Origin of the sequence: Arthrobacter sp. NPDC058127 (assembly GCF_042884555.1) — a bacterium.
Taxonomy (GTDB): domain Bacteria; phylum Actinomycetota; class Actinomycetes; order Actinomycetales; family Micrococcaceae; genus Arthrobacter.
Genome location: NZ_JBHVTT010000014.1, coordinates 1 through 12773, shown reverse-complemented (window position 1 = coordinate 12773; position 12773 = coordinate 1). Strand labels below are relative to the sequence as shown.

Annotated in this window: 11 protein-coding genes; 7 read left to right on the top strand and 4 right to left on the bottom strand. The window is 65.1% G+C overall.

Annotation, left to right across the window (positions count from 1 at the left end; genetic code table 11):
• The first annotated feature begins 103 nt into the window (after positions 1–103).
• Complete coding sequence (locus ACFVTG_RS17090) at positions 104–1402, top strand: RNA polymerase sigma factor (RefSeq protein WP_284752000.1); 1299 nt, start codon at positions 104–106, stop codon at positions 1400–1402.
• Positions 1403–1480: 78 nt separating this feature from the next.
• Here the strand turns inward: ACFVTG_RS17090 and ACFVTG_RS17085 are convergent, their stop codons facing one another.
• Positions 1481–2893, bottom strand: coding sequence for a PLP-dependent aminotransferase family protein (locus tag ACFVTG_RS17085; protein ID WP_390282119.1), 1413 nt, complete (start codon positions 2891–2893; stop codon positions 1481–1483).
• On the opposite strand from ACFVTG_RS17085, the gene ACFVTG_RS17080 reads away from it, so the two are divergent.
• The gene (locus tag ACFVTG_RS17080; RefSeq protein ID WP_390282117.1) at positions 2892–3833 is read left to right on the top strand and encodes a DMT family transporter; all 942 of its coding nucleotides are present in this window, start codon (positions 2892–2894) and stop codon (positions 3831–3833) included. The genes ACFVTG_RS17085 and ACFVTG_RS17080 overlap by 2 nt on opposite strands.
• 67 nt (positions 3834–3900) lie before the next feature.
• The gene (locus tag ACFVTG_RS17075; RefSeq protein WP_390282116.1) at positions 3901–4551 is read left to right on the top strand and encodes an FMN-binding negative transcriptional regulator; all 651 of its coding nucleotides are present in this window, start codon (positions 3901–3903) and stop codon (positions 4549–4551) included.
• Between the two features lie 155 nt (positions 4552–4706).
• On the opposite strand, the gene ACFVTG_RS17070 is transcribed toward ACFVTG_RS17075, so the two are convergent.
• Positions 4707–4928: a hypothetical protein gene (locus tag ACFVTG_RS17070; RefSeq protein WP_284752004.1), complete on the bottom strand. Its 222-nt coding sequence runs from the start codon at positions 4926–4928 to the stop codon at positions 4707–4709.
• A gap of 222 nt (positions 4929–5150) precedes the next feature.
• On the opposite strand from ACFVTG_RS17070, the gene ACFVTG_RS17065 reads away from it, so the two are divergent.
• Entirely contained in the window at positions 5151–7259 is a 2109-nt protein-coding gene (locus tag ACFVTG_RS17065; RefSeq protein WP_284990733.1) for a type IIA DNA topoisomerase subunit B, read from the top strand.
• Between the two features lie 54 nt (positions 7260–7313).
• Here ACFVTG_RS17065 and ACFVTG_RS17060 read toward each other — a convergent pair whose 3' ends face one another.
• Positions 7314–8306, bottom strand: a complete 993-nt coding sequence (locus tag ACFVTG_RS17060) for a M56 family metallopeptidase (protein WP_284752006.1) — start codon at positions 8304–8306, stop codon at positions 7314–7316.
• A gap of 6 nt (positions 8307–8312) precedes the next feature.
• Complete coding sequence (locus ACFVTG_RS17055) at positions 8313–8699, bottom strand: BlaI/MecI/CopY family transcriptional regulator (RefSeq protein ID WP_078105520.1); 387 nt, start codon at positions 8697–8699, stop codon at positions 8313–8315.
• Positions 8700–8971: 272 nt separating this feature from the next.
• Between ACFVTG_RS17055 and ACFVTG_RS17050 the strand changes: the two genes are divergently transcribed.
• The 3 genes from ACFVTG_RS17050 to ACFVTG_RS17040 form a co-directional block, all read left to right on the top strand.
• Positions 8972–10576: a cytochrome ubiquinol oxidase subunit I gene (locus tag ACFVTG_RS17050; RefSeq protein ID WP_390282114.1), complete on the top strand. Its 1605-nt coding sequence runs from the start codon at positions 8972–8974 to the stop codon at positions 10574–10576.
• 20 nt (positions 10577–10596) lie between these two features.
• Positions 10597–11694, top strand: coding sequence for a cytochrome d ubiquinol oxidase subunit II (cydB, locus tag ACFVTG_RS17045; RefSeq protein WP_284752008.1), 1098 nt, complete (start codon positions 10597–10599; stop codon positions 11692–11694).
• Positions 11695–11697: 3 nt separating this feature from the next.
• The coding region (locus ACFVTG_RS17040) for an ABC transporter transmembrane domain-containing protein (protein WP_390282113.1) at positions 11698–12773 on the top strand (1076 nt) is incomplete at its 3' end.

Below are 12773 nucleotides of genomic sequence, written 5' to 3'. Positions count from 1 at the left end.
CTCTGCGGTCGGCGATGGCACTTGATGTTACAGCGGACTTGACAGGGTCATAGTGGTGTTGCCCCCATGGTGATTCCACAGACCGCCGCTAGAAAGGTTTTCTGTGACCCCGTCTTCCGCCGAGAAGGAACCCGCCGCCCTGGCCGAACTGTCCGCCGAAGAAAAGAAGGCGGCTCCAGCTGCGAAGCGTGCGGCAACGCGTGCTGCCAACACTTCGACTGCAGGTGCAGAGAAGCCGGCACCCAAGAAGCGCGGGCCCAAGCCCGGCGCCAAGGCCGCTGCCGAAGCAGCCAACAAGTCCGCCGGCGCCGACGAGGACTCCGAAGAAGAAGTCGAGGATTTTGACGCCGTCGTTCCCGACGAAGCAGAGCTCACTGAGGAAGTCGAAGAAGGCGAAGAGGGCAAGAAGCCGGCCGCGACCGGTTCCGGCTTTGTCTACTCGGATGCCGACGACGACGACGCGCCTGTCCAGCAGGTCATGTCTGCAGGCGCCACGGCCGACCCCGTCAAGGACTATCTGAAGCAGATCGGCAAGGTTGCCCTGCTGAATGCGGAGCAGGAAGTCGACCTTGCGCTCCGCATTGAAGCCGGCCTCTTCGCCGAAGAGAAGATCAACGCCGATGACGGCTCCATGGACCCGAAGCTCAAGCGTGAGCTCGAGTTCATCATCCACGACGGCAAGAGGGCCAAGAACCACCTCCTCGAAGCCAACCTGCGCCTCGTGGTCTCCCTGGCCAAGCGCTACACCGGCCGCGGCATGCTGTTCCTGGACCTCATCCAGGAAGGCAACCTGGGCCTGATCCGTGCAGTGGAGAAGTTCGACTACACCAAGGGCTTCAAGTTCTCCACCTACGCCACATGGTGGATCCGCCAGGCCATCACCCGCGCCATGGCTGACCAGGCCCGTACCATCCGCATCCCCGTGCACATGGTTGAAGTCATCAACAAGCTGGCACGCGTTCAGCGCCAGATGCTGCAGGACCTTGGACGTGAACCTACGCCTGAGGAACTGGCCCTCGAACTGGACATGACTCCCGAGAAGGTCGTTGAAGTCCAGAAGTACGGCCGCGAGCCCATCTCGCTGCACACCCCGCTTGGCGAAGACGGCGATTCCGAATTCGGCGACCTCATCGAGGACTCCGAAGCCGTTGTACCGGCAGACGCCGTGAGCTTCACGCTCCTCCAGGAGCAGTTGCACTCGGTGCTCGATACCCTGTCCGAGCGCGAAGCAGGCGTCGTCGCGATGCGATTCGGCCTTACCGACGGCCAGCCGAAGACTTTAGACGAAATCGGCAAGGTCTATGGAGTCACCCGCGAACGCATCCGTCAGATCGAATCGAAGACGATGTCCAAGCTGCGCCACCCCTCGCGGTCGCAGGTCCTGCGCGACTACCTTGACTAAAGCAAGGGACGTGCCTTAACCGGCACAGCCCGTCAAAAAAGTGGACCTCCGGAATTCCCGGGGGTCCACTTTTTGCATCTAAGGGCTGTTCCGTTCGAGCGCTTGGCCGAGGATGCGGGCACCTTCCGGGAAGGCGGAGGGGTTGGGTCCTGCGTAGTTGAGACGGATGAACGGGCCCGCCGATTCGGCCGGGAACCATTCGGTACCGACCGCGATCATCACCCCGGCGCTCTCGCAATCACGGGTCAGCTTTTCGAGGTCCGTGCCGTCGGGCAGGCGTGCCCAGAGGTTCAGCCCTCCCTTGGGGATGAGGCTGAGGTGCGCCTGCGGCACGTGCTCGCGCAGGCTCGTGACAAGGAGGTCGCGGCGTGACTGGAGCTGATGGCGGAGGCTGCGCAGATGCGTCTGCCAGGCCGGCTGTGTGACGACATCGAGTGCCGCGGCCTGCAGCAATCCGCTGACATACATCGACTCGGCCGCGCGGTCCGCAAGGATGCGTTCGCGGGCGGGGCCGCGCGCGATGACGGCGGCAACGCGGATGGCGGGTGAAACACTTTTCGTGAGGGAACGTAGATAGACCACGTGGCCGGAGTCGTCACGTGCGGCGATGGGAACGGGCGTCGACGTGATGCCGAAGTCGTGGGCCCAGTCGTCCTCGACGAGGAACGCGCCGTACTCCCGGACGACGTCCAGGACTTCCTCACCCCGACGGGTGGACCATTGCGCTCCGGTGGGATTGGCATAGTTCGGCTGGGCGTAGAACAACCGTGCGCCCGTCTCCTCAAAGGCCCTGGCCAATTCTTCCGGGTCCGGCCCATCGGCTCCGCTGGGCACCGGGACGATGCGGACTCCGGCTTGCGTCGCGGCCAGGATGGCTCCCCAGTAGCTCGGGGATTCCATCAGGAGGGGCTGCCCATGGCCGACCAACGCGGTGAAGATGGAGCTGAGGCCGCCTTGGCTACCCGGCAGCACGATGACGTCGCTCGGTGTCGGCGGGGTGAGCCCTGCCGGCGTCGCGGTGCCGAGTTCGTGCGCGAACCAGGACTGCAACTCGGGAAGCCCTGCAGCGGGTGGCCGGGACAAAGCAGCATCGCCCCGGGCCGCCCGGGCGAGAGCGGCCCGCACAAGCCGCTCCGGCAGGAGTTCGCGGTCAGGGTATCCGGAGTGGAAGGCGATGGTGTCATTTGAGGTGTTGCGCATCGTGCTAGAGGCCGAGCGGGGAGGCGCCTGCGGTGCTCGGAGCGCCGCAGTCTGCCAGCCGTAGTCCGAGGGGCGGGCCGTCCGGACGGCTCGTACGAAGGTCCCGACGCCGGGCCGGCTCTCGATCAAGCCCTGCGAAGTGAGCGCTTGCAAGGCTTTCTGCACCGTCACGGGACTGGCCTGGTACTCGGTAACGAGAGACCGTGTGGACGGCAAGCGGGATCCCGGCGCGGCCCGGGCGATCCATTCACGCAGTCGCGCCGCAATCCTGGAACTGCTATCGTTGTTCATGAGAGACAATAGTAGCGCTACTACGCTTATTCGCCCAGTGATACCGTCCAGCTCCGCCACGGGCCTTTGGTGGGGCCTCCTGGGAGTAGCGGCGTTCTCGTTCACCGTTCCCTTCACCCGTGTGGCGGTTGGTGGCTTGTCGCCCCTGTTCATCGGCTCCGGCCGTGCCGTCGTCGCGGCGATACTCGCTGCATTCGCCCTCTCGCTCACCAGGCAGCGCCTTCCGCGAGGCAAGCAATGGGCGCGGCTCGCGGTGGTCGCCGCCGGTATTGTTATCGGCTTTCCGTTGCTCACCTCGTTCGCGCTGACGACGGCGCCGGCCAGTCATGGTGCCGTCGTCATCGCCCTGCTGCCGGCAGCAACGGCAACCGCCGCAGTGCTTCGCGGGCGTGAGCATCCGCCTGTCGCTTTCTGGCTGGTCACAGCCGTGGGGGCCGTTGCAGCCATTGCATTCGCATTTGCCCAGTCCGGTGGGTTCGGGCAACTCAACTGGGCGGATGTGCTGCTCCTCGGTGCTGTCATTGCCGCGGCGATCGGTTACGCGGAGGGTGGCCTGCTCGCCCGCGAACTAGGTGCATGGCAGACCGTATCTTGGGCGCTTGTCCTGGCGTTGCCGTTGATGGCCGGCCTGACAGCGCTCTCCATGGCCCAGCAGCCGCCGTCAGCCTCGCCGGTCCAGTGGGCTGCTTTTGCATACCTCGGAGTCGTCAGCATGTTCTTCGGCTTCTTCGCCTGGTACCGGGGCCTCGCCATTGGACCCATGGCCAAGGTCAGCCAGGTACAACTCATCCAGCCCGTGCTGAGCATTCTTTGGGCAGGGCTGCTGCTCGGCGAATCCCTGGGCTGGGCCACGATTATCGGTGGGCTGGCTGTCATCGTCTGCGCCGGCGTCGCTGTCCGGGTCCGGCTCAATCCGCAGCCCGCGGAACAAAGCCGCTGAAGCCCAACAGAACCCCAAAACCGCACGTCACATAACCGCACGTCACAAAATAGGAAGAATAGAACCCATGTACATCCCAGCGCATTTCGCGGCCGGTCCTGACGTGATCCACGACCTCCTGACGCGGCCAAGTGCGGCGAATCTGGTCACCATGTCGCCGCAGGGCCTGCTTGCCACGTTCCTGCCGCTCATCTACGATCCCGCGATCGGTGAACACGGTGCACTCCACGGACATCTCGCCCGGACCAACCCGCAATGGTCCGAGCCGGCGATCGGGGAATCGCTCGTGATCATCCAGGGTGCGGACGCCTACATCTCGCCCTCTTGGTACGCATCGAAGGAAGAACATGGACGCGTCGTCCCGACCTGGAATTACTCCACGGCGCACGTCTACGGCAAGCTTGCCGTCCACGATGATGCGGCGTGGCTCGGGAACCATGTCAGGCGCCTGACCGAGCTCAACGAAGCCCGTTCCGAGCGGCCGTGGTCCGTGGACGACGCGCCGGAGCGCTACATCTCCGGCCAGTTGCGTGCCATCGTCGGCATAGAACTGGTGATCACCCGCATCGAAGCGAAAGCCAAACTGAGCCAGAACCGGCCGGACGCGGACATCGACGGGGTCGTGGCAGGGCTCGACGCCCAAGGCCACAAGGAGATCGCAGCCGACGTTGCCCGCGCCCGGCAGGTAAGACCGCGCCGGGACGCCGGCCGCGTCTAGGCAACGCCCTCCGCCTAGGCAATTCCCTCGCCTAGGCGGGGGAGCTCCCCGTTAACGGAGCTCCCCCTTAACGCAACGGCCCCCTCCGTCCGGAGGGGGCCGTTGTCTCTATGAAGTTTTGTCAGCCGGGTGGCCGTTGGGGCCAGCCATTTAGGCTAGTCAGCCAGGACGGGTTCCTTCTCCTGAAGGCGACTCGTCTCGTCGTGCCAGTCCGAGGTCATCGGCCGCAGCGTGGCCTCTACTGCGCGTGCGTGGTGGCCGCAGAACAGCAGCTCACCGCCGGAGGACTCGAGTACAACGCGGACATATGCCTGGGCCCCGCAACGGTCGCACCGGTCGAGTGCATTGAGTGTGCGGTCTGCAACTGCTGTTGTCATGTTCGGCCTCCTTAGTAGTTCTGTGTATCCATATAACCAGCATTCGAAGCAAAACCATGGCAAGGATGGGTCACGTTCGCTGTCCGCGTATCACATGTGCGTAACACCGGGAAGTGGCGTCCAGCACGATTGGGAGTGGCAGCTCTCGTCCGGGCTCCGGGGCAGCTAGCCTAGGAGGAGTGTTTTTTGCCTCTGTTACACCCCCGAAGGAGCGCCCCGCCCGTGGCACCGAGTTCTGAATACAACGCCCGGCACCTTTCAGTTTTGGAAGGCCTGGAGGCCGTCCGCAAGCGTCCGGGCATGTACATCGGTTCCACCGACTCACGCGGCCTCATGCACTGCTTGTGGGAGATCATCGACAACTCCGTGGACGAAGCGCTGGCGGGCTTCGGGCACGACATCCAGATCATCCTCCACGCGGACAATTCGGTGGAAATCCACGACGACGGCCGCGGCATCCCCGTGGACCTGGAACCCAAGACCGGGCTCACCGGCGTCGAAGTTGTCTTCACGAAACTTCACGCGGGCGGAAAGTTCGGTGGCGGTTCCTACACGGCGTCCGGCGGTCTGCACGGCGTTGGCGCGTCCGTGGTGAACGCGCTCTCGGCCCGTCTGGACGTGCAGGTGGACCGCGGCGGCAAGACATACCAGATGTCTTTCCGCCGGGGCGAGCCCGGACGATTCAAGGACACCGGCTCGAAGCTCAGCCCAACGTCCGTGTTCGAACCGTTCGTCGAGAACTCGGTGCTCGACGTCGTCGGCAAGGCCAAGCGCGGCGTCACCGGTACCCGCATCCGCTACTGGGCGGACCGGCAGATCTTCACCCCGGATGCGAAGTTCGCCTACGAGGATCTGGCGGCGCGCGCCCGCCAAACGTCTTTCCTTGTTCCGGGACTCAAGCTCACGGTCCGTGACGAGCGCCGGCTCCCCGGCACGCCCGGCGAGAGCGGCCCGCACCAAGAGGTCTTCCACCACGACGGCGGCATTTCCGAATTCGTCGACTTCCTCGCCGCGGATTCGGGCGTCACGGATATTTGGCGGCTCCATGGCGCGGGCAAGTTCAAGGAAACAGTTCCGGTCCTTGACGAAAACGGGCACAGCAAGATCGCCGAAGTGGAACGCGACTGTGAAGTGGACATCGCGCTCCGCTGGGGGATCGGCTACGAAACCACCATGCGGAGCTTCGTCAACATCATCGCCACGCCCAAGGGCGGCACGCACCAGGCAGGCTTCGAACAGGCCCTCCTGAAGACCTTCCGCAAGGCAGTCGAAACGAACGCACGCAAGCTCAAAGCGGGCAACGACAAGATTGAGAAGGACGACGTCCTCGCCGGCCTCACGGCAGTCCTGACGGTCCGCTTGGCGGAGCCCCAATTCGAGGGCCAGACCAAGGAAATCCTGGGCACTTCGGCCGTCAGGGCGATCGTTGCCAAGGTGGTCGAGGATGAGATCACCGCGCGCCTGAACTCGGCGAACCGCAACGACAAAGCCCAGTCCGCCCTGCTGCTCGAGAAAATCGTCAGCGAGATGAAGTCCCGCATCTCGGCACGCGTCCACAAGGAGACGCAGCGCCGGAAGAATGCGCTGGAAACCTCGTCGATGCCCACCAAGCTGGCAGACTGCCGCACGGACGACGTCGGGCGCTCCGAGTTGTTCATCGTGGAAGGTGACTCTGCCCTCGGCACCGCCAAGCTGGCGCGGTCCTCAGACTTCCAAGCTCTGTTGCCGATCCGTGGCAAGATCCTGAACGTGCAGAAAGCCTCGGTGGGTGACATGCTCTCCAACGCGGAGTGCGCAGCGCTCATCCAGGTGGTGGGTGCCGGTTCGGGCCGGAGCTTCGACATCGATGCCGCCCGGTACGGCAAGGTGATCCTGATGACCGATGCAGACGTCGACGGCGCCCACATCCGTACGCTGCTGCTCACCTTGTTCTTCCGGTACATGCGTCCCATGATCGACGAGGGCCGGGTATACGCGGCAGTGCCGCCGCTGCACCGGGTGGAAGTCATCAACGCGGGCCAGAAGGCCAACGAGATGATCTACACGTACTCGGAAGCCGAACTGCACGTTCTGCTGGCCAGGCTCGCCAAGGAAGGCAAGCGCTACAAGGAGCCGATCCAGCGCTACAAGGGCCTCGGTGAAATGGATGCCGAGCAGCTCGCCGAGACCACCATGGACCCGCGCCACCGCACCCTCCGCAAGGTGGGCATCGAGAACGCCAAGATGGCCGAGGACACCTTCGACCTGCTGATGGGATCGGACGTCGCCCCGCGCAAGGACTTCATTATCGCCGGCGCTGCGGACCTGGACCGGGAACGCATCGACGCCTGATCCAGCTGGCCTGCGTTCAGCAGGCTCACCGAGCCCTTCAGGCCTGCAGGGCGTTCAGCCGAGCAAGCCCGGCACAATCAGCAGGCCTGTCGGCACGGCGAGCAACATGGCCGACGCCGCAAGAACCAGGGCGCGCTGGGCTGCCGGAAGCGGCGGCTTGGGTGAGAGCAGCCGGCTGACGCGCGACGCCGTCGTGCGGGGTGAATCGGCACCGCCCGTGCCGCTCAAGGTGCTGTCTTCGGGGGAAGCGTCCTGACCGCTTGTTCGGGGAGGCGCGAATTGCTCCACGGGACGGGCGGAACCGCTGGCCACGATCGCGATCGCTTTGATGAGTGTCCCCTTGCTCTCGGTGCGCAGGGCCACGTCATCGGCGAGCATTTCGATCAAGGAGTTGACCGCGACCTGGGCGAGGCGCGTGGTGGGGAACCAAGGCAGTGCCTGGCGCCACGCCGCGAAGGCCCACAAGAGAAGGTCGTGGCGTTGCGAGAGGTGGGCATTCTCGTGGATGAGGACGGCCCGGAGTTCGGCAGGCTCCAGGGCAGCCATCAGGCCGTCGGACAAGACGGTCACGGACCTTGCGCCGCCGGGCAGGCAGTAGGCAACGGGGGAGTCGTGGTTGATGACTACGGTGCCGGTGCCGTCGTCGGACGGTGAGGCCAGAAGCGCGAGGAGTTCGCGGTGCCTCCGCCGCTGCCGTTCGATCTTGACGTAGGTGAGCAGCAGGGTGAAGACGAGATGGGCGCTCAGCAGTGCCGCGGCGGACAAAGCGAACAAGTGCCAGAAGCCCAGTGCCGTGGTGGGCTCGTTGTGAAGCACCATGCCGGCCAGGGAACGCAGGCCCGCAATGAGGTTGTCGCCTATAGGCTCAAGCCCGTAGACGAGCATGGCCCCGATCATGGACAGGCCACCGGCGAGTGCGATGGCTTGCCAGAGGACCATGGCCATGAAAGGCGCGCGCGACGGCCATTCGGCGCGCGACAAGAGGACAGGAACCGGCCAAGCCAGCACCAAAGCAAGGACCGCCAGAAAATATGAGGTCCAGAACATGGGTGGTTAGTTTTTGCCGAGCAGCTTGCGCAGCGTGGCAGCTTCACTCTCGCTCACGGAACCGATGAACCGGGCCAGCACGGCTTCGCGGTCCGGGGCGGAGCCGAGGGCTTCGTGCATGAGGTCCGCTGTGTGGTCCGCGCGGCTCGAAACAGCCTGGTAGCGGTGCGGGCGGGTGCCGCGTTCGCGCTCCACGAGGCCCTTCTTCTCAAGGCGGGACAAGACCGTCAGCACTGTGGTGACTGCGAGGTCCTTGCCTTGGTGTCCTGCAATGCCATCCGTGGCGGCAGAATCCTGCGCCAGCAGATCACGAAGTTTGTTGGCTGTCGCAGCCTCCTGGCCCGCCCAAAGGAGATCCATGACCGCCCGTTCCAGTTCGCCAAGACTTGCCATCAATGCATCCCTACTTTCCGCACTTGCCGCCCGTCGTATGGGCCGGGGGAAGTGCGATGATCCAACATTCCACCCTCAATCTACCGCTTTTTAGGCGACGATTCTACGTGAGGTAGAACATGCGGCGCGTCGTGTCCTTGCGGCACTGTGACGCCACTGGAAGAGTGGTGAGCACATCGCAAGGGAGTGTTCTACACTGTGTAGAAGTAGTTGTTTCTACGCAACGTAGAAAATGGACGCCGCAAGCGGGCGGCGGGACAATAAGGACAGCCATGGACGCCTTGGAAATCGCACGCTGGCAATTCGGAATCACCACGGTCTACCACTTCATGATGGTGCCGTTGACCATCGGGCTGGGGCTTGTCGTGGCAGTCATCCAGACTCTTTGGTATCGCACGGGCAAGGTTGAATACCTGCGGATGACCAAGTTCTGGGGCAAGCTCTTCCTCATCAACTTCATCATGGGCGTGGCCACGGGCATCGTGCAGGAATTCCAATTCGGCATGGCCTGGAGCGAATACAGCCGATTCGTCGGTGACGTGTTCGGTGCGCCCCTGGCCCTGGAGGCGCTGCTGGCCTTCTTCGTGGAATCGACCTTCCTGGGACTCTGGATCTTCGGCTGGAAGCAACTCAAGCGTGGCGTCCACCTCGCGTGCCTCTGGATCGCCGTGATCGGTTCGGTCTTCTCGGCGTACTTCATCATCGTGGCCAACTCCTGGATGCAGCACCCCGTCGGCGTCACGATGGTCAACGGGCGTCCCGTCATGACCGACGCCTGGGCAGTCTTCACCAACAACACCGCCATGGTGGCCGTACCCCACACGCTCTTCGGCGCGCTGGCGGTTGCCGGCGCGTTCCTTCTGGGCATCGCCTGGTACCACCTCTGGCGCCGCCGGCACGACGGTATCGACACCGTCGGAGCGGATGGCCGGGCCGTCGCGGGCGAGGCCGACATTCCCGGACGCGACAAGGCCGACTACAAGGTGTGGATCACCTCCCTGCGGATCGGCGCCGTCGTCGCCATGATCTCCTTCGCCGGAACCGCCATCACCGGCGATCTGCAAGGCAAACTGATGTTTGAACAACAGCCCATGAAGATGGCCGCGGCCGAGGCCGCCTGCCACGACGGAACCGGCTTCTCCGTGCTGAGCATCGGCAACCTCGGGTCCAAGAACTGCAACGACATCGTGGCCGTGATCGAGGTCCCCGGCATCCTTTCCTTCCTGGCCAAGGGCGATTTCACCACGGAAGTGAAGGGCGTCAACAGCCTCCTGGACGAATACAAGGCCAAGTACGGCACCCACCTGCCGGACAATCCCCTCTACGGCGATCGGGCAGGCCAGGACATCCAGTACGTACCGGTCATGGAAGTCACCTACTGGGGCTTCCGGATGATGATCGGCTTCGGCGGGATCGCTGCCCTTGCCGCTTTGCTCGCCCTATGGGTCACGCGCAAGGGCATGGTCCCGCAATCCCGCTGGATCATGCGCCTGGCGGTGTTCGGCATCCTGGCTCCCTTCGGCGCCAACGCCGCCGGCTGGATCTTCACCGAAATGGGCCGGCAGCCGTTCGTCGTCGCGCCCAATCCGGACGCCAGCGGAATCGACCAAGTGTTCATGTTCACGGCCGCCGCCGTCTCACCAGGCGTCTCCGCCGCCGAGCTCATCACCTCGCTGGTGGTGTTGGCCTCCATCTACGCGGTCCTGCTGGTGGTGGAAGTCCGGCTACTGGTCAAATACGCCCGCGGAGGCGTGGTGTCCGCGATGCCGGAGCTCGCCGAAGCGCATGACAAGAAAAAGAAGGACGACGACGGCGGGACCCCGGGTGCACCGGGCCAGCCCGGCGACAGCGACGACGTCCTGGCATTCGCCTACTAGGAAGCAGAGGGATCTTTCGAATGGAACTGTTGCCTACCGTCTGGTTCGTGGCCATCGCCGTGCTGTGGACGGGTTACCTCTTCCTGGAGGGCTTCGACCTCGGAGTCGGAATGCTCATGAAGCTCTTCGCCCGGAACAACACTGACCGCCGGGTGCTGCTGAACACGATCGGCCCGGTGTGGGACGGGAACGAAGTGTGGCTGCTGACCGCGGCCGGTGCCACCTTCGCGGCCTTCCCGCTGTGGTACGCCTCGCTGTTTTCGGCGCTCTACCTGCCGCTGCTGATTGTCCTGGTGGCCCTGATCCTCCGGGCGGTGGCTTTCGAGTACAGGGGCAAAGTGGACACCGCGCGCTGGCGGACCGTCTGGGACTGGGCCATCGCCTTGGGCTCGTTCACGGCCGCGTTCGGCATCGGCGCCGCGCTGGCGTTGACCACTACCGGGCTGCCGATCGACTCGAACGGCGACCGCCAGGGCGGCCCCTTTGCCTGGTTCAGCGGATATGCCGTGCTGGGCGGTATCGCCGTCGTCGCGTTCGCCCTGGTGCACGCACTGGCGTTCCTGGCCCTGAAGACCGACGGCGAAGTGCGCCACCGTGCGCGCCGCTGGTTTGTGCGACTCGCCCCGTTGGCCCTCCTGCCGCTGCTGGCATGGATGGTGGCCGTGCAGCTGCTCAGCGGCAAGCCGTTGACGTGGATCCTGGTGGTCCTCGGAGTCGTGGCGGCGGCAGGGGCATGGGTCCTCGCCCGCAAGGGTGCTGAGGGCAAGGCGTTCGGAGCCCTGGGTGCGTTCCTGGTGTGCGCCACTGCTTCCATCTTCGGCGCGGCGTTCCCCGTGGTCATCCCGTCCACTTTGAACCCTGCCTTCAACCTCACCATTTCCAACGCCTCGTCCTCCGCCTACACCCTGGGGCTGATGAGCATCGTGGCCGCCGTCGGCTTGCCCCTCGTCATCGCCTACCAGGCCTGGACCTACTGGGTGTTCCGCCGCCGCGTAAGTGCCGCACATATTCCCGCAGCACATGGTTTCCTCCCGGCCATCGCGGCCAAGGTCCTGGTGGGCCATGCGGCGTCGGGCGGACCAGCTGCCAAACACGCACCCCACGACGCCGGCGAGTAACGGATGAAGCCCCAGCTGCCCGCAGGACCCGCCACCCGATCCGCCTTGTACTTCCTTGGCCTGCTGTCCGCACTCAAGGCTTTGTCCCTGGTCCTGATTGCGCAGGCCATCGCGGGGATGCTGTCCGGACTTGCGGCGGGCGGCATGGGGTGGCGCGAAGGACTCCTGTGGGGTGCCGCCGGAGCGGTCCTGCGCTCCCTGACGGTCTGGGGCCAGGGAGTCGCGGCGCGCCGCGCGGCCCTCGGGGTCAAGGAAGAGCTGAGGTCCAGGCTGCTGGGACGCGCCCTCGGCCCTGGTGCTGCGGGACGAGTCGGCGAAGTGAACGACGGCGGGCTCGCTGTGCTTGCCACCCGCGGACTTGACGCATTGGACAACTATTACACCCAGTTCCTGCCCGCCTTGGTCAATTGCGCCGCTCTGCCTTTGCTCCTCGGCGCGCGGATCCTCATTGCGGACTGGGTCAGTGCCGTGGTCGTGGTGCTGACCTTGCCACTGGTCCCGCTGTTCATGGTCCTGATCGGCCGCCATACCGAGGACCGGGTCCACGAAGCCCAATCCTCGCTGCGGAAGCTCTCGGGGCACATCCTGGAGTTGGCCAAGGGACTTCCCGTGCTGGTGGGGCTGGGCCGCGCGGGAGAACAGCGCGCAGCCCTCGAGGACCTCTCCGAGGAATACCGCTCGCGCACCATGGGAACCCTGCGGACTGCCTTCTTGTCCGCCCTCGCCCTTGAGCTGATAGCCACCATCTCCGTAGCCGTCGTGGCCGTCTTCATCGGTGTGCGACTTGTGGCGGGCGACATGGGCCTGGAAGCAGGCCTGCTGGCCCTCATCCTCGCCCCCGATTGCTATCTTCCCCTGCGCGAGCTGGGCACGGCCCACCACGCCAGCGACGACGGGCGCGAAGCGTTGGCAGCAGCCAACGCCGTGCTGGACTCGCCTGCGGGACGCCCGCTGAATGACGGGTACGACGCCGCCGCGCCGGCCAGCAACGCCGCGCCAGCCGGCAGCGGGGCGCCGGCCGGCAGCGGGGCGCCGGCCGGCAGCGGGGCGCCGGCCGGCAGCGGGGGCGCGGGCGGGCG

What these genes read in the sequence shown, in the direction of transcription:
- ACFVTG_RS17070 (WP_284752004.1), bottom strand. Translation starts at nt 4,928, where the DNA reads ATGACAACAGCAGTTGCAGACCGCACACTCAATGCACTCGACCGGTGC.
- cydB (WP_284752008.1), top strand. Translation starts at nt 10,597, where the DNA reads ATGGAACTGTTGCCTACCGTCTGGTTCGTGGCCATCGCCGTGCTGTGG.
- ACFVTG_RS17085 (WP_390282119.1), bottom strand. Translation starts at nt 2,893, where the DNA reads ATGAACAACGATAGCAGTTCCAGGATTGCGGCGCGACTGCGTGAATGG.
- ACFVTG_RS17060 (WP_284752006.1), bottom strand. Translation starts at nt 8,306, where the DNA reads ATGTTCTGGACCTCATATTTTCTGGCGGTCCTTGCTTTGGTGCTGGCT.
- ACFVTG_RS17080 (WP_390282117.1), top strand. Translation starts at nt 2,892, where the DNA reads ATGAGAGACAATAGTAGCGCTACTACGCTTATTCGCCCAGTGATACCG.
- ACFVTG_RS17055 (WP_078105520.1), bottom strand. Translation starts at nt 8,699, where the DNA reads ATGGCAAGTCTTGGCGAACTGGAACGGGCGGTCATGGATCTCCTTTGG.
- ACFVTG_RS17075 (WP_390282116.1), top strand. Translation starts at nt 3,901, where the DNA reads ATGTACATCCCAGCGCATTTCGCGGCCGGTCCTGACGTGATCCACGAC.
- ACFVTG_RS17050 (WP_390282114.1), top strand. Translation starts at nt 8,972, where the DNA reads ATGGACGCCTTGGAAATCGCACGCTGGCAATTCGGAATCACCACGGTC.